Origin of the sequence: Demequina sp. TMPB413, assembly GCF_020447105.2 — a bacterium.
Lineage (GTDB): Bacteria > Actinomycetota > Actinomycetes > Actinomycetales > Demequinaceae > Demequina.
This window is the reverse complement of sequence record NZ_CP096184.1, coordinates 2,052,132-2,069,658: the sequence shown is the minus strand read 5'-3', so window position 1 is coordinate 2,069,658 and position 17,527 is coordinate 2,052,132. Positions and strand designations below refer to the sequence as shown.

The window sequence follows — 17,527 nt, the reverse complement described above, 5'->3', positions numbered from 1 at the left end:
CACCAGCCCAGCGCCGATTGCCCTGCTAGAGACCAGGCTTCAGCAAGTGGCTCTCGACGGCGATCACTTGTGGCTGACCGTCGCGGTCGACCACGTGCGCGATGAGCACGCCCCCGGCCGGTAGATACGGCATCGTCCTCGGCAGGGCCCCCCTCGTCTTAGACGTGGTGTGTTCCCTGAGCACCTTGACGATGGTGGGCAACGTGGGCCGGTGAACACTCACGGCCCGATCACGCTTCTTGTCGAGCAGCGCGGCGAACGCCTTGGCCGTCTTCTCCGGCCGCTTGGCGTGAGCTGGCTCGGTGAAGGATGCGATGGTGCTCATTGGCAGGCCTGCCGCTTCGGCATACGGCTCAAGGGTCTGGCGACAGCGGGCCGCCGGCGAGGACGTGATCTTGGATGCGCCGAAGGCCGCGAACAGGCCCACGAGTGCCTGGGCCCGCTCCCTGCCAGCCTTCGTGAGCGGGCGGTCGATGTCCTTGCCGGGCCAGGCCTTGCGGCGCTTGGCGCGCGCATGGCGCGTGAGGATGAGGACCCGGCTGCGCAGTCGGCCAGCCTCGTGTTCGTCAATCAATCGTTCAAGCGGCCGCAGGTCGTCGTGAAAGGTGATCAGGTGGCGCGCTTCCTCGATCGTGAGCCACTTGACGCTATCGATTTCGTTCTTGGAGGCCTCCTTGACCGCCTCGCGGGCGATTGCTGCGGGAGTGTCAGGGGAGATGACGTGCGCCGCCCAGTAGCGAACGATCTTGACCTTGCCGCCGCCGATCGGGTACCTCAGCGTCGGCAAAGGCTGCCCGAGTTCGATGACTTTGCCCGTCTCTTCTGCGACCTCCCGCACCGCACAGGCGGGCAGGGTCTCGCCGAGGTCAAGTTTTCCCTTGGGCCACGACCAGTCGTCGTAGCGGGGACGATGCACAGCGAGCACTTGGAGTTCGCCCTTGCGGACGCGCCACACCAGGGCACCAGCCGCCAGGACGACGTCGGTGGGCTCTACCTTCACTTGCGCCGAGTCCTGCGCTCTGGCTGACGCTCGATATACATCGACTGCAAGTCGCGTAGTGGGCCGTCAGGTCCCGATGTCGAGCGGGTCCACTCGCCGTCTGCGCCCAACTCCCACGCCGCGACGTCGTCGCCCATCGCCAGGTCGATGTTCTCGATCAGCAACTCACGCTGCGTGGCGTCGGAAATGGAGATGAGCGCCTCGATGCGCCTGTCAAGGTTGCGGTGCATCAGGTCGGCAGAGCCGATGTAGACCACCGGTTCGTCCTCGCCGTGGAACGCATAGACCCTGGAGTGCTCCAGGAATCGCCCGAGCACTGACCTGATTCTGATGTTGTCACTGAGGCCAGGAACCCCGGCCCTCATCGCGCAAATGCCGCGCACCACCAGGTCCACGTGAACGCCAGCCTGAGACGCGCGGTAGAGGGCGTCGATGATCTTCTCGTCGACCACAGAGTTGACCTTGAACTTGACCCACGCCTCCCTGCCCTCGCGGGCGCGATCGGCTTGAGCGTCGATCAGATCGATCAGCCCCGCGCGCACCGAGGTGGGTGCGACCAGGAGCCGGCGGAACTTGGCCTTCGGCGCATAGCCGGAGAGCTGGTTGAAGAGCTTGGTGAGGTCGGAGCCGACGTCGGGGTCCTTGGTGAGCAGTCCGTAGTCCTCGTACAGCCGTGCGGTGCGCGGGTGATAGTTGCCGGTGCCGATGTGGCAATAGCGGTGCAGGCCGTCGTCCTCTTGGCGGACCACCAGCAGCAACTTGCAGTGGGTCTTGAGACCCACCAGGCCGTACACCACGTGCACGCCTGCCTGTTCGAGCTTGCGTGCCCACGAGATGTTGCGCTGTTCGTCGAACCTGGCCTTGATTTCCACCAGCGCCAGCACCTGCTTGCCGTTGCGCGCCGCCTCGATCAGGGCGTCGACAATTGGCGAGTCCCCGGACGTGCGGTACAGCGTCTGCTTGATGGCGAGCACCTTGGGGTCGACCGCTGCTTGCGCCACAAATGCCTGCACTGACGTGGAGAAGGAGTCGTACGGGTGGTGAAGCAACACGTCCGAGCGGCTGAGCGCCTGGAACACGTTCTGCTCGTCTGCCGTCTCCACGGGAGCCAGTTTGTGGTGAGTGGTGGGCCTGAAGGCCGGGAACTGAAGGCGAGGGCGGTCGAGGTCCGCGATCACGTCGAGCCCCCTCAGGTCCAAAGGGGCAGGGAGCTGGTAGACGTCGGAGTCCGAGATGCCGAGTTCGCGCACCAGTAGCTCGCGCACCTTGGGGCTCAAGTCCTCGGCGACCTCGAGGCGCACCGCTGGGCCGAAGCGCCGCCTCAAGAGCTCGCGCTCCATCGCCTTCAGCAGGTTCTCGGCGTCGTCTTCTTCGACCTCAACGTCCTCGTTGCGAGTGACCCTGAAGGTGTAGTGATCCACCACTTCCATGCCGGGGAACAGGTAGTCGAGGTGAGCGCCGATCACCTCTTCTAGCGGGACAAAGCTGCGGGGCTCGTCCGACAACACCGAGGCGTCGGTGACCTGAGAAGCCTTGCCTTTGGCGTCGACGCTGAGGAACCGCGGCAGGGTCTCGGGGACCTTCACGCGGGCAAAGAAGTCCTTGCCAGTGTCGGGGTCCCTGATCTCGACCGCCAAGTTGAGCGACAGGCCGGAAATGTAAGGGAACGGGTGGGCAGGGTCCACCGCGAGCGGGGTCAGCACCGGGAAGATGTCGGAGCGGAACAGTTTGCGCAGTCGTCCCCGCTCGGGCTCCTCGAGGTCGTCGTGGCGCACCAGCGTGATGCCTTCAGAGGCAAGGGCGGGGCGCAACTGGTCGTGGAACACGGCCGCGTGCCTGTCCATCAATTCGTGGGCGTTCTCTGTGAGCAGCTCGACCAGCCTGGTCGCGCTCAATCCCGTCGCGCTCGGCACCGCGAAGCCCGCCGCGATGCGCCGCTTCAGCCCCGCCACCCGCACCATGAAGAACTCGTCAAGGTTGGAGGCGAAGATCGCGAGAAAGCGTGCGCGCTCCAGCAGCGGAGTCGACTCGTCTTCAGCGAGTTCCAGCACGCGTTCGTTGAAGGCCAGCCAGCTCAGTTCCCTGTCGAGGAAGCGGTCTTCTGGCAGCCCCTCCGGGGCGCCGTGGCTCGGCTCGATGGGGTGGGGGAGCATCGGCACGGGAAAGGTCTCTTCTGACTCCACCAAGGTGAGCGCCTCCGTGGTGGGATCCGCCGGGCGGGGGAAGTGCTCTTCCTCGGGCTGCACCTCGCCGCCGGGCTGGGAGGCTTGCTGGCCTGCGTTGGCGGGTAACTGAGGGTCGAAGGACATGGACCCATCGTGGCATGACGGCGAGCATGGTGGCGAGCGTCTTTGGCAGACGTTCACGCATGTGTGCGCCGCCGGTGCCATCCTCGGGCGACCGATGGCATACGGACCGGCCGTCCAGAGCCAAGCGGAACGGGCGTCGGCATGGGTATAGCCGGGCTCGTCGGTGTGGCCTCGCTTAGGCTGGTCAGATGATTGTTGACCTCATCGACCGTCTCACGTCGCCGGTGATGCGGGCAGTTCTCCCCGGTCTCGCGCTCACCGCGGCGGGCGTGTGGGCCTTCGTTGGGGTGCTCGATCAGTTCCTCGAGAGAGAGGACATCTACCTAGTCGATCAACCGGCGCTTGACTGGTTGATCGAGATCCGTACCCCTTGGCTCACCACCACGCTCACAGTGATCACCAATGCCTTCGGGCCCGTGATCTTGCCCATTGTCATAGGCGTCGCATGTGTCGTGTGGGCGCGCCTCACGAGGGCGTGGCGAGATCCCTTCCTGCTTGCAGCCGCCATGGTCATGTCGACGGTGGTCGCGATGACGGTCAAGATGCTGGTTGCTCGCCCGCGCCCTGCCGACGATCTTCAGGTGATCCCTGGCCTCGAGACGTCCTATTCGTTTCCCTCGGGGCACACCACTGGCGCCACCACCCTTGTGCTGGTGACGGCCTATCTCCTGTGGCGGCGTCGGCGCGGCCGCAGATCTCTCGCCGCGTGGGGACTCGTCTCCGTGGTCATTGTGCTGATTGTCGGAGGCAGCAGGCTGTATCTGGGCTACCACTTTGTGACGGACGTGCTCGCTGGCGCGTGCCTCGGCTTGGTGACCCTCGGGCTCGTGGTGGCTGCGTCGCGATGGCTCGACCTTCGTCGGCGTCGCGCGGACGACGCTGCAGTCACCTCGGCGTAGCGAAACGGCAGTCCGCCGGTGTTAAGAGGACTCCAAGCCGCCATAGATCGTGGGCAAGAACTCGGCCACTGTGGGGTGGATGGCGAGCCACGTGGCGAGCGCAGAAGCAGGGCCGTCCACATGCATGAGGAGCGAGAGTGCGTGAATCACCTCGTCACCGTGCAGGCCAAAGACCGCGGCTCCCAGCAGCCTGTCGGCGTCGGCGTCTACCACTAAGCGCACCAGTCCAGGGCTGATGCCATCGAGCGCTGCTCGGGTCACTGAGGCCATCTCGTAATTGGCGACGGATACGTTCGGGTACGCATCGCGAGCTTGCTGTTCCGTGAGCCCCACACGCCCCAGCGGGGGATCGGTGAACAGCGCGTACGTCGCGATCCTGCCCTTCACCGACCGGTCGCCGCCGGCGAGGTGGTCGGCGAGGATCTCGTGGTCTTGATAGCTGGTGTGGGTGAAGGCGCCACGCCCGTTGACGTCACCCAGCGCGTAGATGCCGGGTGCAGAAGTGAGGAAGTGCTCATCCGTCGTGATGTAGCCACGGTCGTCGGTCTCGACTCCCACGGTGGCGAGCCCAAGGTCGTCGCTATTGGGAATGCGCCCAGCAGCCACCAGCACGCGGTCGCCTGCGAGCCGCTCTCCGGCAGCCAGCACCACGACGACGCCCTCGCCGTCGGGCTCGACGCTCTCAATCTGCACGCCAGTACCCACGTCGAGACCCTCGTCGCGAAGCATCTGCGCGACGGCATCGGAAACGTCGTGGTCTTCGCGGGCGATGACGTGGTCGCCTTGCTCAAGGATGGTGACGCGCGAGCCGAACCGCGCCCACACTTGGCCCAGTTCGAGCCCGATGTACGAGCCGCCAATGACGATGAGGTGGCCTGGCGCCTCCTTGAGGTCGAGCAGCGTGTGGTGGTCGAGATAGTCAATGGAACCGAGACCCTCGATCGGAGGCGGGACCGAGCGCGCACCTGGATTGAGCACGATGCGCGGCGCGGTGACGGTGGTGCCGTCAAACGTGACGCGATAGTGGTCGCCCTCCTTGCCGTCGAGACGCGCCCTGGCCGTGACATAGCTGATGGTGTCGTGGTTCTCGTAGTAGTCGGTCGCTCCGTCTCGCCATGCGCCGATGAGTCCGTCCTTGCGATCGATCGCCTCTCCCACATTGACGGTGACGCCCTCGACATGGACGCCGTAGCGAGCGGCGGTGCGGGCAGCGTGCGCCGCGTGGGCGCTTGCCCGCAGCGCCTTGGTGGGGCGGCAACCGTCGTTGAGGCACGTGCCGCCGAAGGGGCCCTCTTGGAAGACGGCCACCTTCTCTCCTGCCGCATCGAGCTTGGATGCGAGGGAGGGCCCGGCCTGGCCGCCGCCGATGACGATGGTGTCAAAGTGCTGGTGATGAAGAGTCATGAGGCCATTGTGTGCAGGTCCTGAACGCTGCCGCGAGGATCACGCCGCCAGGTCACAATTTGGTCACGGTACGCGGTAGTGCCGTCCCTGAGTGTTGCAGCGACGTTAAAAAAGCGTCAGCGCAGGTAAACGCAGGGTCAAGGTGTGCTAACAAGGAGTTTCGCAAGGCTGTCGCCCGTGGGTGTGGTGACGCCACATGAAAGAAGGTAAGGATGTTGCGCTCGTTCAATCACAGGCGTGCGGCGCTTGCGTCCGGAATCGCTCTCGCTTCGTTGGCCCTCGCGGCCTGCTCTAGCGACGACGCCGATACGGATGCCACCGCCGACGGCTCGAGCGGCTCAGGCGAGTCGCTCATTATCGGCACCACCGACAAGATCACGACGATCGACCCTGCAGGGTCGTACGACAACGGTTCCTTCGCTGTCATGAACCAGGTGTTCCCGTTCCTGATGAACTCGCCTTATGGCACGTCGGACGTCGAGCCCGACATCGCTGAGTCCGCCGAGTTCACCTCTCCTGACGAGTACACGGTCACGTTGAAGCCCGGTCTCACCTTCGCGAACGGCAACGAGCTCACGTCCTCCGACGTCAAGTTCACTTTTGACCGTCAGATGGCGATCTTCGAGTCTGGTGCTGACGAAGGCAACGGCCCCGGCTCGCTGCTGTACAACCTCGACAGCGTCGAGGCGCCTGACGACACCACCGTCGTCTTCACGTTGAAGTCGCCGAACGACCAAATCTTCCCGCAGATCTTGTCGAGCCCTGCTGGTCCGATCGTCGACGAAGAGGTGTTCGCGGCCGACGCACTGACCCCTGACGCCGACATCGTTGCAGGGGAAGCCTTTGCTGGCCCGTACACCATCCTCAGCTATGACCAGAACAACCTCATCAGCTACGAAGCGAACGATGTGTATCAGGGTGTGCTCGGTGCTCCGAAGACGTCCGCCATCGACGTGAAGTACTACGCCGAGGAGTCGAACCTCAAGCTGGACATCCAGCAGGGCAACATCGACGTGGCCTACCGCTCGCTGTCGGCCACCGACATCGAGGACCTGCGCGGCGATGACAGCGTGAAGGTGATTGACGGACCGGGCGGAGAGATCCGCTACATCGTCTTCAACTTCAACACGCAGCCTTACGGTGCGGCAACGCCAGACGCCGACGCTGACAAGGCTCTGGCCGTCCGTCAGGCGGTCGCGAACCTGGTCGACAGGGCGGAGATCTCGTCGCAGGTCTACCGCGACACCTACATCCCCTTGTACTCGTTTGTGCCTGCCGGCCTGACAGGTCAGACCGAGGCGCTCAAGGAGATGTACGGCGATGGTTCCGGTGGCCCTGACCTCGACGCTGCTGAGGCCGTCCTGGCCGACGCTGGGGTGAGCACGCCTGTCGAGCTCAACCTTCAGTACAACCCCGACCATTACGGCGGCGGTTCGGCCGACGAGTACGCGTTGGTCAAGGACCAGCTCGAGTCGAGCGGCCTGTTCACGGTCAACCTGCAGTCCACCGAGTGGGTGCAGTACGCGAAGGACCGCACCGCCGACGTCTACCCGGCCTACCAGCTCGGCTGGTACCCGGACTACTCGGACGCCGACAACTACCTGGCGCCGTTCTTCCTGATCGACAACTTCCTGGGCAACCACTACGTCAACCAGGACGTCAACGACATGATCCTGGAGCAGGCGGTCACGAACGACCCGGCCGCGCGCACCGCGCTCATCGAGGACATTCAGAAGGCCGTCGCCGCAGACCTCTCCACCCTGCCGTTGTTGCAGGGTGCACAGGTTGCGGTGACGCGTGCCGATGTGTCGGGAGCGGAAGACACCTTGGACGCCTCGTTCAAGTTCCGCTACGGCGCCCTGTCAAAGGGCTAAGCGCACAGCGTGGGGGTCGGGTTTCCCGGCCCCCACGCTTTTGCGTATCCACCCGCCTGTAGAGTCCAGCAAAGACCATTGAGGACGCGAGTATGACGACGTCGGTTGACACCAAGGCCCCCAAGGCCCCGCGCGAGAAGTCGGGCGGCTCGCTCGGGCGGTACATCGCTGTGCGAGGGCTGCTCATCATCCCTACGGTGTTCATCCTCGTCACGACCGTGTTCGTGTTGATGCGCTCGACGGGCGACCCGATCACCGCGGCACAGGGCGGCAAGCTGCCGCCGGACCAGCTCGCGGAGCGTATCGCGCAGGCTGGCTACGACCGGCCCATCCTGGTGCAGTACTGGGACTACCTCACGGACATCGCGAGCGGCGACTTTGGCACCACGCTGTCAGACCACCGCCCGGTCACCGAGGTGCTCACCACGTTTGGCGCGGCCACCCTCGAGCTGGCCTTTTACGCCCTGCTTGTGGCCTTCGCACTCGGTATTCCGCTGGGAAGGCTCGCGGCCTACCACCGCGACAAGGCGCCTGACGCCGTACTGCGTGTCTCCGCCATCCTCGCTTACGCCACGCCCGTGTTCTTCGCGGGCCTGCTTCTCAAGTTGATCTTTGCAGTGTGGCTCGACATCCTTCCCGTGGCCGGTCGCGCCTCGACACGCACCGAGCTCGACCTGCAACGCGTGGACAATCCGACAAACATCTACTTGATTGATGCGATCAAGACGGGCGATGTCGGAGCGATCATGGACGTCCTGCAGCATGCCGTCTTGCCTGCCCTCGCGCTCGGCCTGCTCACCGCGGGAGTGTTCCTGCGACTCGTGCGTACCAACGTGATCTCGACGTTTGGGGCAGGTTTCATCGAGGCAGCGCGTTCTCGCGGAGTGCCGGAGCGGCGCCTGCTGCGCAAGCACGCCTACCGCCCGGCGCTCATTCCCATTGTCACGGTCATGGGTCTGCAAATTGCGCTCCTGTTGAGCGGTGCAGTGCTGACGGAGACCACCTTCGAATGGAAGGGCCTGGGCTTCCAACTCGCCCAATACCTGCAGGCGCGCGACTTCGTTGCCGTCCAGGGCATCGTCGCCCTGTTGGCGGTGATCGTCGCGCTGACCAACTTCTTTGTCGACATCATCGCGGCGCTCATTGACCCGAGGGTGAGGTACTGACATGAGCCAGATACCCGCAGAGGACCTCGCGCCTCACCGGTCGCGGTGGCAGCGACTCCCGATCGTCTCCCACTTGCGCATCAGCGTGGGAGTGCAGCACGGCATGCTCGTGGCCGGACTGGTGCTCACTGGCCTGTTCTTGCTGACCGCCCTCTTGGCGCCCTTGCTTGCCCCCTACGGCTTCTCTCAACTCCGCGACGAGTCCGGCGCCTTCGGCGCGCAGCAGCCGCCGTCGAGCGAGCACTGGCTCGGCACCACCCAAGGCGGGCTCGACGTGCTGTCGCGCCTCATCTGGGGTTCACGCACCGCGCTCTACGTGATCGTGGTCGCGGTGGCTGCGTCGATCGTCATCGGCGTCATTCTTGGTTTGATCTCCGGCTACTTTGGCGGATGGCTCGACCGCACGCTCATCGTCATGGCCGACGCCATCTACTCTTTCCCGTCGCTGCTGCTGGCCATCGTGCTCGCGATCGTCATCAGTGGCGGGCAATCGGACATGTGGGGAGGCATCTTCGCGGCTGCGCTCTCCATCACCGTGATCTTCATCCCGCAGTACTTACGCGTTACCCGAGCGGAGGTGGTGCGGGTGAAAGCGGAGGCCTTCGTGGAATCGGCGCGCGTGATCGGCGCCTCCAACATCCGCATCATGACCAAGCACGTGCTGCGCAACGCCACGAGGACGCTTCCGCTGATTCTGACGCTGAATGCCTCGGAGGCGATCCTCACCCTGGCGGGGCTGGGCTTCCTCGGATTCGGCATTGAACCGACCGCAGCCGCCGAGTGGGGCTACGACCTCAACAAGTCGCTCTCGGACGTCACGAGCGGGATCTGGTGGACGTCGGTGTTCCCTGGTGCCGCGATTGTGCTCGTCGTGCTGGGGCTCACGCTCGTGGGAGAGAGTCTCAACGACCTCGCCGATCCCCGGCTTCGCAAGCGGGCCGCAGGGGCGGAGCCTGTGGAGGACCTGGGCGTGGAGTTGTCCCGCAAGGACGACGGCGCGCAGACGCCAAAGGAGGGGTCGCTATGACCAACGTCGTCGATATCCGCGACCTCGCCGTCACCTTCGCCACCGACTCGGGGCCAGTGAAGGCCGTTGACGGCGTGAGCTTCGCCGTGCGCGAGGGGGAGGTGCTCGCCGTCGTCGGCGAGTCGGGAAGTGGCAAGACCGTCACTGCCAAGACCATCCTCGGCCTGCTTCCCGAGACCGCCTCGGTGCGCGGTGCCGTGGTGCTGACCAGCAGGGATGGCGCCACCGAGGGTGACGTGGTGCAAGTGTCAGGCAGCAGGTTGCGGGAACTACGCGGACGTGACGCCGCGATGGTGTTCCAAGAGCCGTCGACCGCGTTGAACCCCGTGTTCCCCGTCGGCTGGCAGATCGCTGAGGGCTTGCGCGCGCACGGCAAACTGTCGCGCAAAGAGATCCGGGCCAAGGTCATCGACGTGATGGGCCGGGTGGGCATCCCTGATCCTGAGACGCGCATCAACCACTACCCCCACCAGTTCTCGGGGGGTCAGAAGCAGCGCATCGTCATCGCTCAGGCCTTGGTGCTCAATCCCGGCGTGATCGTGGCGGACGAGCCGACCACGGCGCTCGACGTCACGGTGCAGGCCGAGATTCTCGACTTGCTGCGCCGGTGCAGGGACGAGTTTGGTGCCGCGATCGTGCTCATCACCCACAACATGGGCGTCGTGGCAGATCTCGCCGACCGCGTGGCCGTGATGTATCAAGGCAAGATCGTCGAACACGCCGACGTCAAGACGCTGTTCAGTTCCCCGCAAGACCCCTACACCCAGCAACTGCTCGCGGCCGTTCCCCGCATCGGCGAGGGGCTTGCAAGGGCGCACGAGCGCGCCGCCCGCCGCCCTGAAGGCTGGGCAGAACACAAGCCCGTCGTGGAGGCGAAGGACCTGCGGATCACGTATCCCGGTCGCTTCCGGCAGCCCGACTTCGTGGCCGTTGACGGCGTGGACTTGGCGATCCGACCGGGCGAGGTGCTCGGGCTCGTGGGCGAGTCGGGGAGTGGCAAGACCACCATCGGCCGTGCGATGGCAGGCCTCACCAGGGTGTCAGGCGGCTCACTGCGGGTGCTCGACGTCGAAATGCACGGCATGCGCGAACGGCAGTTCCGTCCCACGCGGCGGCGCATCGGCTTCGTCTTCCAAGACCCGGCGACAAGCTTCAACCCGCTGCTCACCATCGCGCAGTGCGTGGCTGAGCCGCTCGTGGTGCACGGGCTGGCAGAGAACGCCGCCGACGCTCGGGTCAAGGTCAACGAGTTGCTCGAGGCCGTGCAGTTGCCAGCTGCGTTTGGCAATCGCTACCCCCATGAGTTGTCTGGCGGTCAGCGCCAGCGGGCGTCGCTTGCGAGGGCCATTGCCCTCGACCCCGAATTCCTGATCGCCGACGAGCCAACGTCGGCGCTGGATGTATCGGTGCAAGCGCGCGTGCTCGACCTTTTTGATGAGTTGCACAGGGAACTGGGTTTCGCCGCGCTGTTCATTAGCCACGACCTCGCGGTGGTGGACATGCTCGCTGACAGGATCGCCGTGTTGCACAAGGGTCGCCTGGTCGAGGAGGGGACAGGAGACGAGGTGCTCGGCTCCCCGCGCGAGCCGTACACGCAGCGGTTGCTGGCTTCGCTGCCGGTGCCTGATCCCGTCGAGCAGGCATCACGGCGGGCTCAGTGGGAGGCGCTGCGCGCAGCTGACGCGGGTGCGTGAGTGCCCCGCAGGACGGCGGAGTGCGCGCGGAGGGCGCGTGAGTGCCCCGCAGGGCGTGAGCCCGACCGCATCTGGGCCATGATGGCCACATTTGCAGGGAAATAACGGGTAAAGCGGACACTTGGCGGCAGGTGCTTGCCAGTGTGACATTTGTCACGTTAGCCTGGCCACACGCTCCGGACGTGATGCGCGACTGATGTCCCCTGACGTGCGCCGGCGGAGTGAACTTAGCTGAGGGGCTAACTGCATGAGGCTTTCTGCTGTCGCGCGCCCATTGTGGGCCGCCTTACTGGCGGTTGTTGTTCTTGGAACGACGGTGGTGACGGCTGGTCCCGCCCAGGCAGGGCCGGGCGATCCCCTCTATCTATCGGTCACCAAGACGGTGTCGAACGCGACCCCCGAGCCGGGCGAACCCTTCACGTACACCATCCGGGTGAGCTGCTCAGAGGCCTCGTGCATTAACGCGCGCTTGGATGACCCTCTGCCCGCAGAACTCGCTGGGTATGCGATCGAGGAAGTGTCCTTCACGCCCAGCGACTCGGTCATTCCGCGTGACATCACCTGGATTGTCGACGGCGTTCCAGGGTCTTCCGCACCCGCCGCGGCCAACAACGACACGCGCTTGGTCGTCGACTTCACTGGCGACGTGACCGCACCCACCGGCACCGGTCTTCAAAATGGCCAGACCTTCACGGTCCAGCTCACCATGCAGGTCCCCGACGAGTTGCCGCCAGGCACCACGGAGATCATCAACACGGCGTCGACAACCGCGGAGAACTCCTCAGACTCCTCGGACTCGGCGACCATCACCGTCACCATGCCGGAACGTATCGCCGTCGATGTGACCAAGGCTTGGACTCCAGCCACGCAGACCTTCCAGGTGGGACGGGCGTCGGCGATCGCGCTGACGGCCACCAACACCTCCAACATCCCTGTCGACTCGATCGTGGTGCAGGAGCCCCAGACCGCGCCCGACGGCGCCACGGTGCTCGACGCGTCAAACCCCTTCACGATCAAGGACTTCGCGGGCTTTGACGGCTTCGCCATGCCTGCGGGCGCCGACGTTGTCCAGGTGGATGCGTACGTGTTCCAGGCGGGCACCTGGGGCTGGGTTGAGGGCATCGCCAACATTGCTCCCGCACTGCCCTCTGGCGTCGCCGCGGCCGACGTGGGCGGCTTGCGATTCGTCTTCACTGGCGACGAGATCGCGCCAGGCGCGTCAGCGGCCGTGACGCTCGATGTCGAGCAGCGCGCCACCGACCGCGAGGGCGCTGGCCTGTCCGCCGCGATCCACGCCGTCACCAACGTCGTCGAGGCGACCGCTTCCGCCGCCGGCCACACTCCCGCCTCCGACACCGCGACGGCGCCGCACACCGTCAATCCTGCGACCGTGCTCGCCGCGACCACCAAGGACATCACTCCCGGGCGGATCGCTGCCGGAGCCTCGACCGCCGGTCGGATCGTCGCGACCAATGCCTCCGATGTCGATGTCGTAGAACTTCGCGCGGCCGACCTTGGCTACTTCACCGCTGACGTCACCTTCGGCGGCTTCACTGCCCCGCCGTCGTGGCCCGCTGGGACCGTATCCGCGGCGGTGACGTACTACCCGCTCGACGGCAGCCCCGAGGTCACGCTTCCGTTTAGTGACGGAGCGACTCCCGCCGCGCCCGCGCAACCCATCTCCGGTTTCGAGGTGGTGTTCAGCGCCGCCGCCGGCACGATCGAGGCGGGAGCTTCCAGCACCATCGATTTCGACATCGACACCGCAGAGTCGGCGATCGGCACGGCGAACTCCCTGAACACCACCAATACCGTGGTGACCACCGTCGAGGCGGCTAACGGCCTCACCGACGACGCGAGCGACGATGCAAGCCTGGTGTTGCTCCGTCCGGCGATCGACATCACGCTGAACAAGTCGATCTTGCCGTCCACGACCGTGACTCCCGGCGAGCGTGTCGTCACGTCCTTGCGGACGCGCCTGACCACCACCTCGGACTACATCACGGCCGACGAGATCGTGGTCGAGGACGCCTACAGCGGTGTCGGCAGCTTCTGGGACGCCTTTGTGCTCGACAGCATGGCTCCCACCCAGGTCCCTGCGAACACGTCACTCACTGTCGAGGTCCAGGGCGCGGACTTGTCGACCTGGACCCAGGTGGGTCTCTTCGCCGCGAGCGCGACGCCCTTCCTCGCGTCGCTGACCAGGGCGGAACTGGAGACCGCGCTCGGAAGCCCGGCCGCGCTCACGGCGGCCACTGGTATCCGTTTCACCTTTGAGAACGCGACTGCGGCCGGCTTCGCGTCCGACACCACCGTCACTCCCTACGTCGTGTCGAGGGCGTCGGCCACGTTGCGCACTGGCGGACCGACCGTGCCCGTGGACGACGAGACGGTCGAGTTTGAGAACTCCGGCTTCGCAGGAGGCTCCGGCGAGACCGAGACGGGCACTCCGCTGACGGACTCTGACCTCGACGTTGATCCCGCGACCGTGGAGTCCGGAGTGGGCGAGGGCCCCGCCGGGATCGACAAGGCGTGGAACCAAGTCACCGTGCCGGCACAGTCTGGCGCGCAGCGCTCGACCCGCCTCACGTGGTCGGTGGCCGAGGGCTACGAGACTGTCACCATCACCGACCCTGTCGACGCGAGTGACCCAGAGACGACCGTCTTCGAGGCCTTCAACCTGGTCTCCATCGCCCCGATCGCCGCGAGCGGCACACCCTTCAGCAATGGCTGGTACCTGAAGTACGACACCGTCGACGCGGTCGAGCTCTACCGTGCGGGGTCGTGGGTGCCGGTGACGGAGCCGGCCAGCGGCTGGATCAACGCCTCCGGCCGGTTCGTTGGCTACACGCTGACGGCCACGGAGTCGGCAGAGGCGACGGGAGTCAGGATCGTTCTCAGCGAGAACGCCGCTGCTCGCACGGCCGCTCGCCAGGCCGGTTCCGCCTACGACCCTTATGCCCCAGAGGTCGGCACCGGCGTGGCCTCGCCGAGCACCACTCGTGAGTTCTCCCTGACGTGGCAATTGCGCGACAAGATGCGCGTCAGTGAGGACTGGGTGACCGACGCGGTGACCTACAACACCGTCGATCTGGGAGTGGTGGACAACACGGTCCTGCTTGAGGCGACGCCGTTGGGTGGCGGCTCGGACGCGACCGACACCGCGAACGACGAGATCCTCATCACCAACCCTGGACCGGGCGTGACCGTCGACAAGGCGGTGAATCCCTCGTCTCTTATCTACGTGCCCATGGAGGGCACTCCCGCCTTGAGCTACCCCACCGTGAGGTTCGCCGTCGAGGCCAACAACAACTCGGTGTCGCAGGCCTCCTACGTGAGGGTCATGGACTCGCCGGTGTGCACCGACGCCGACCCGATCGCAGATTGTGAGAGCCCAGCCACGGCTGCCGGCGCGCTCGCCGATCCCTTCACTCCTGGCGTTGACTGGCTCACCACGTCTGGTCAGGGCAACCCCTTCGATCGCTTCGACCTGACGGGCGTGACCATCAGCGCGTCGATCCCAGCGGAGGTTGACCTGGGCGCCTCCACCGTGTGGCTGTTGCGTTACGCCGCTGGTTCATACTCAACCACGAGCCACACCGCCGCCGAGGTCAACGCAATGACCCCTGGCCAACTGAGCGACGTCGTCGGCGTCTCCGTGACTTTCCAAGACACGGACCCTGTAGCGGATGGCGGCAGCATCTCCCGGGGCAACCGCTTGTGGGTCTCGCTCGATACTCGCTTGCGCACCCACCTGCGTGTGAGTGGCGAGGCGCAGACCGTCGCCGCAAACGAGCGGCTGACGGTGCCGAACCGCGCCTTCGCGCAGTCCTATGACCCGGTGCTCAGCGACGGTGTCGCCGTCGGCGATGTTGACGAAGCCTCCGCCAGGCTGACGGGTGGCGACATCAACGTCGCCGCGCTGAAGTCGATCTCTCCCGCTGCGCTGACGGAGCCGACGCGCAACAACCCCGTCACCGTGACGCTGGGCGCGAACCAGGGCCAGGCGCCCGTCAGTTCCCTTCCGCCCGCCGAGGTGCGCCTCACTGATGACGCGTCCACGTCACCCGACTTCTGGAACCAGTTCTCCTTCACTGGCTTGGGAGACCTCACGCCCCCCGCTGGCTCCGATCAGGTCGTGGTGTCCGTCTACGGGCCGTTTGGGCCAGCGGGCACGATGACGTGGGTTTCGAGTGCGGCCCATCCGATCGCAGGCGCCACGGTTCCGGTTCCCCCCGACCAGTACGAGGACGTCCAGGGCCTGCGGCTCGCGTTCTCCCGCGCCGACGCTGGCTTCTTCTCCAGCACCATGCCGGCGCAGCAGTGGAGCACGTCGTCGACGTTCACCGTGCAGTTGCGGGACACATACCGCGACTCTGGTGAGCCGGTGGTACTTGCGGGTTCCGTTGACAACACGGTCGAGGTCATCAGCGATCGCCTCAACGGAGAGTCCTCTGTGGTCCGCGCGGCGAGCGCGCAGATCGGCCTGAGCCCCGGGACATACGCCATCGAGGTCAACAAGTTGGCCAACGACGGCAACCACACCGCGAGCGCAGGCGAATCGGTGCCGTGGGACGTGACGTTCAGGAACGCTGGCACGGGCTACCTGACGATCACCGAGTTGCGGGACACGCTTCCTGCGCAGCTCGTCTATCTCGGCGACACGGACCCCGTGTACACGACCGATGCCTCCGGCTTGCTTCCGGAGCCGGCGGACATGACCCAGACCGGCAACGAACTCGTGTTCACGTGGCCAGACGGTGACCGCACCATGGCGCCAGGCGAGACCTTCTCGGTGCGGATCATGCTTGAGGTGCAGCCTGGCCTCGCCGCGGGCGATCGCGCCACGAACGAGATGACGGTCACCACTGCCGAGACGCTCGCGTCCTGCGCCAACATCGCCAGCGGGGGCTCCACGACGTCGGCATGGGCTACTGACCCGACCACGTGTGGCACGACCGACTATGTCACCCCCAGCGTCGGCCCCAACCTGTTTACGGTGAAGGGCGTGCGCGGCTCGATCGAAGGCGCCTCCAACCCGCTCAACCCCGAGCAAGAGTGCAGGGCCTCTCTCGAGGCGACTGGGGGCTCGTACTTCAGGGCTCCATGTGCGGCCAACAGTGTGATGGGCGGCGACGACGCCTGGGTGCTGCGCGCACAGAACGCTGGCACCACAGGCTTGGACGAGATGGTCATCTTCGACGCCTTGCCGGCGCGGGGAGACACCTACCTGATCTCCGGCTCGAGCCGAGGCTCGATGTACCGGCCGCAGATGCTCGACGACCTCAACATCGTCGCGCCGGAGGGAACCGACATTCAGGTCGAGGTGACGTCATCGCTCAACCCCTGCGCGGGCACGTGGGCAGGACTTGAGGGCCAGGCCGCTTGTGAGCAGAACGGCGAGGTATGGGTGGTTGCTGGGCCGGACGACGACTGGTCTCAGGTGACGGCGTTCAGGATCTCGCTCGACTTCGGCGGTACCGACGCAGGCCTGCTGGCACCTGGTGCCTTCGTAGACGTCACGTACAGCACCACCAACGTGCCAGCGACGGCCGCTGACCCGAGCGGGGCGAGCGTGGATGTGCCGGTTGCTGATACGTACGCGTGGAACCAGTTCGGTGTGAAGTACCTGGACACGGGCGCCACCGCGTATCGCAAGATCGCGCCGGCGCGCATGGGCATTCACCTCATGACGGGCGCCCTGCAGATCGACAAGGTGGTCGCCGGTGTCTATGCCGACCTTGCGCCGAGCCGGTTTGCAGTGGACGTCGCGTGCACGGTGGAGGGAGCGCCGCTGAACATGGGCGCCTACGCCCGCCTTGACTTGACCCGCGCCGATGGGTTCACGGCGCTCGTCGAGGGACTGCCCGTCGGTTCCGAGTGCGTGCTGACGGAGTCCGACTCTGGCGCGGCCAGCACCGTGACCTTCGCGGGCGAGGGCGTCACGCCGATCACCAGGGTGAGCGCCTCGGTGCCCATCTCGGCAGGGACGGTCACCGTCACCCTGACCAACAGCTACGACAGCGAGCTCGCCTTCACGGGCGCGACAGGCTGGACGACGCTGGTGCTGTTTGCGCTGGTGCTGGTGGCTGGCGGCGTGGTGCTGGTGCTGCGCGGTCGCAGGCGGCTGGGCTAGCGGCTAGCGGCTAGCGGC

General features: G+C 65.8%; 9 protein-coding genes. 6 read left to right on the top strand and 3 right to left on the bottom strand.

Annotated features, from left to right (window positions below; genetic code table 11):
- Window positions 1–25: 25 nt before the first annotated feature.
- Together LGT36_RS09850 and LGT36_RS09845 are read right to left on the bottom strand one after the other, a co-directional pair.
- Complete coding sequence (locus LGT36_RS09850) at window positions 26–1,000, bottom strand: NUDIX hydrolase (RefSeq protein WP_226096463.1); 975 nt, start codon at window positions 998–1,000, stop codon at window positions 26–28.
- Complete coding sequence (locus tag LGT36_RS09845) at window positions 997–3,153, bottom strand: RNA degradosome polyphosphate kinase (protein ID WP_226096468.1); 2,157 nt, start codon at window positions 3,151–3,153, stop codon at window positions 997–999. Before LGT36_RS09845 ends, LGT36_RS09850 begins: the two co-directional genes overlap by 4 nt.
- 344 nt (window positions 3,154–3,497) lie before the next feature.
- Here LGT36_RS09845 and LGT36_RS09840 point away from each other — a divergent pair, with 344 nt between their 5' ends.
- A complete protein-coding gene (locus LGT36_RS09840; RefSeq protein ID WP_226096464.1) occupies window positions 3,498–4,208 on the top strand; it encodes a phosphatase PAP2 family protein in 711 nt (236 codons plus the stop codon).
- A gap of 21 nt (window positions 4,209–4,229) precedes the next feature.
- On the opposite strand, the gene LGT36_RS09835 is transcribed toward LGT36_RS09840, so the two are convergent.
- Window positions 4,230–5,612 carry an FAD-dependent oxidoreductase gene (locus LGT36_RS09835; protein WP_226096465.1) on the bottom strand — a complete coding sequence of 461 codons (1,383 nt, stop codon included), beginning with the start codon at window positions 5,610–5,612 and terminating at the stop codon, window positions 4,230–4,232.
- A gap of 212 nt (window positions 5,613–5,824) precedes the next feature.
- Here LGT36_RS09835 and LGT36_RS09830 point away from each other — a divergent pair, with 212 nt between their 5' ends.
- From LGT36_RS09830 to LGT36_RS09810, 5 genes are all read left to right on the top strand, one after another.
- A complete protein-coding gene (locus LGT36_RS09830; RefSeq protein ID WP_226096466.1) occupies window positions 5,825–7,486 on the top strand; it encodes an ABC transporter substrate-binding protein in 1,662 nt (553 codons plus the stop codon).
- Between the two features lie 92 nt (window positions 7,487–7,578).
- Entirely contained in the window at window positions 7,579–8,652 is a 1,074-nt protein-coding gene (locus LGT36_RS09825) for an ABC transporter permease (RefSeq protein WP_226264563.1), read from the top strand.
- Window position 8,653: 1 nt separating this feature from the next.
- A complete protein-coding gene (locus LGT36_RS09820; RefSeq protein WP_226264562.1) occupies window positions 8,654–9,679 on the top strand; it encodes an ABC transporter permease in 1,026 nt (341 codons plus the stop codon).
- Window positions 9,676–11,373, top strand: a complete 1,698-nt coding sequence (locus LGT36_RS09815; RefSeq protein ID WP_226264561.1) for an ABC transporter ATP-binding protein — start codon at window positions 9,676–9,678, stop codon at window positions 11,371–11,373. Before LGT36_RS09820 ends, LGT36_RS09815 begins: the two co-directional genes overlap by 4 nt.
- 247 nt (window positions 11,374–11,620) lie before the next feature.
- A complete protein-coding gene (locus LGT36_RS09810; protein ID WP_226096002.1) occupies window positions 11,621–17,509 on the top strand; it encodes a DUF5979 domain-containing protein in 5,889 nt (1,962 codons plus the stop codon).
- The last annotated feature ends 18 nt before the right edge of the window (window positions 17,510–17,527 follow it).

Excerpts from the sequence above, each read along its gene's own strand:
- LGT36_RS09845 (WP_226096468.1), bottom strand. The coding sequence starts at position 3,153 with ATGCTCCCCCACCCCATCGAGCCGAGCCACGGCGCCCCGGAGGGGCTG.
- LGT36_RS09820 (WP_226264562.1), top strand. The coding sequence starts at position 8,654 with ATGAGCCAGATACCCGCAGAGGACCTCGCGCCTCACCGGTCGCGGTGG.
- LGT36_RS09835 (WP_226096465.1), bottom strand. The coding sequence starts at position 5,612 with ATGACTCTTCATCACCAGCACTTTGACACCATCGTCATCGGCGGCGGC.
- LGT36_RS09825 (WP_226264563.1), top strand. The coding sequence starts at position 7,579 with ATGACGACGTCGGTTGACACCAAGGCCCCCAAGGCCCCGCGCGAGAAG.
- LGT36_RS09840 (WP_226096464.1), top strand. The coding sequence starts at position 3,498 with ATGATTGTTGACCTCATCGACCGTCTCACGTCGCCGGTGATGCGGGCA.
- LGT36_RS09815 (WP_226264561.1), top strand. The coding sequence starts at position 9,676 with ATGACCAACGTCGTCGATATCCGCGACCTCGCCGTCACCTTCGCCACC.
- LGT36_RS09810 (WP_226096002.1), top strand. The coding sequence starts at position 11,621 with ATGAGGCTTTCTGCTGTCGCGCGCCCATTGTGGGCCGCCTTACTGGCG.
- LGT36_RS09830 (WP_226096466.1), top strand. The coding sequence starts at position 5,825 with ATGTTGCGCTCGTTCAATCACAGGCGTGCGGCGCTTGCGTCCGGAATC.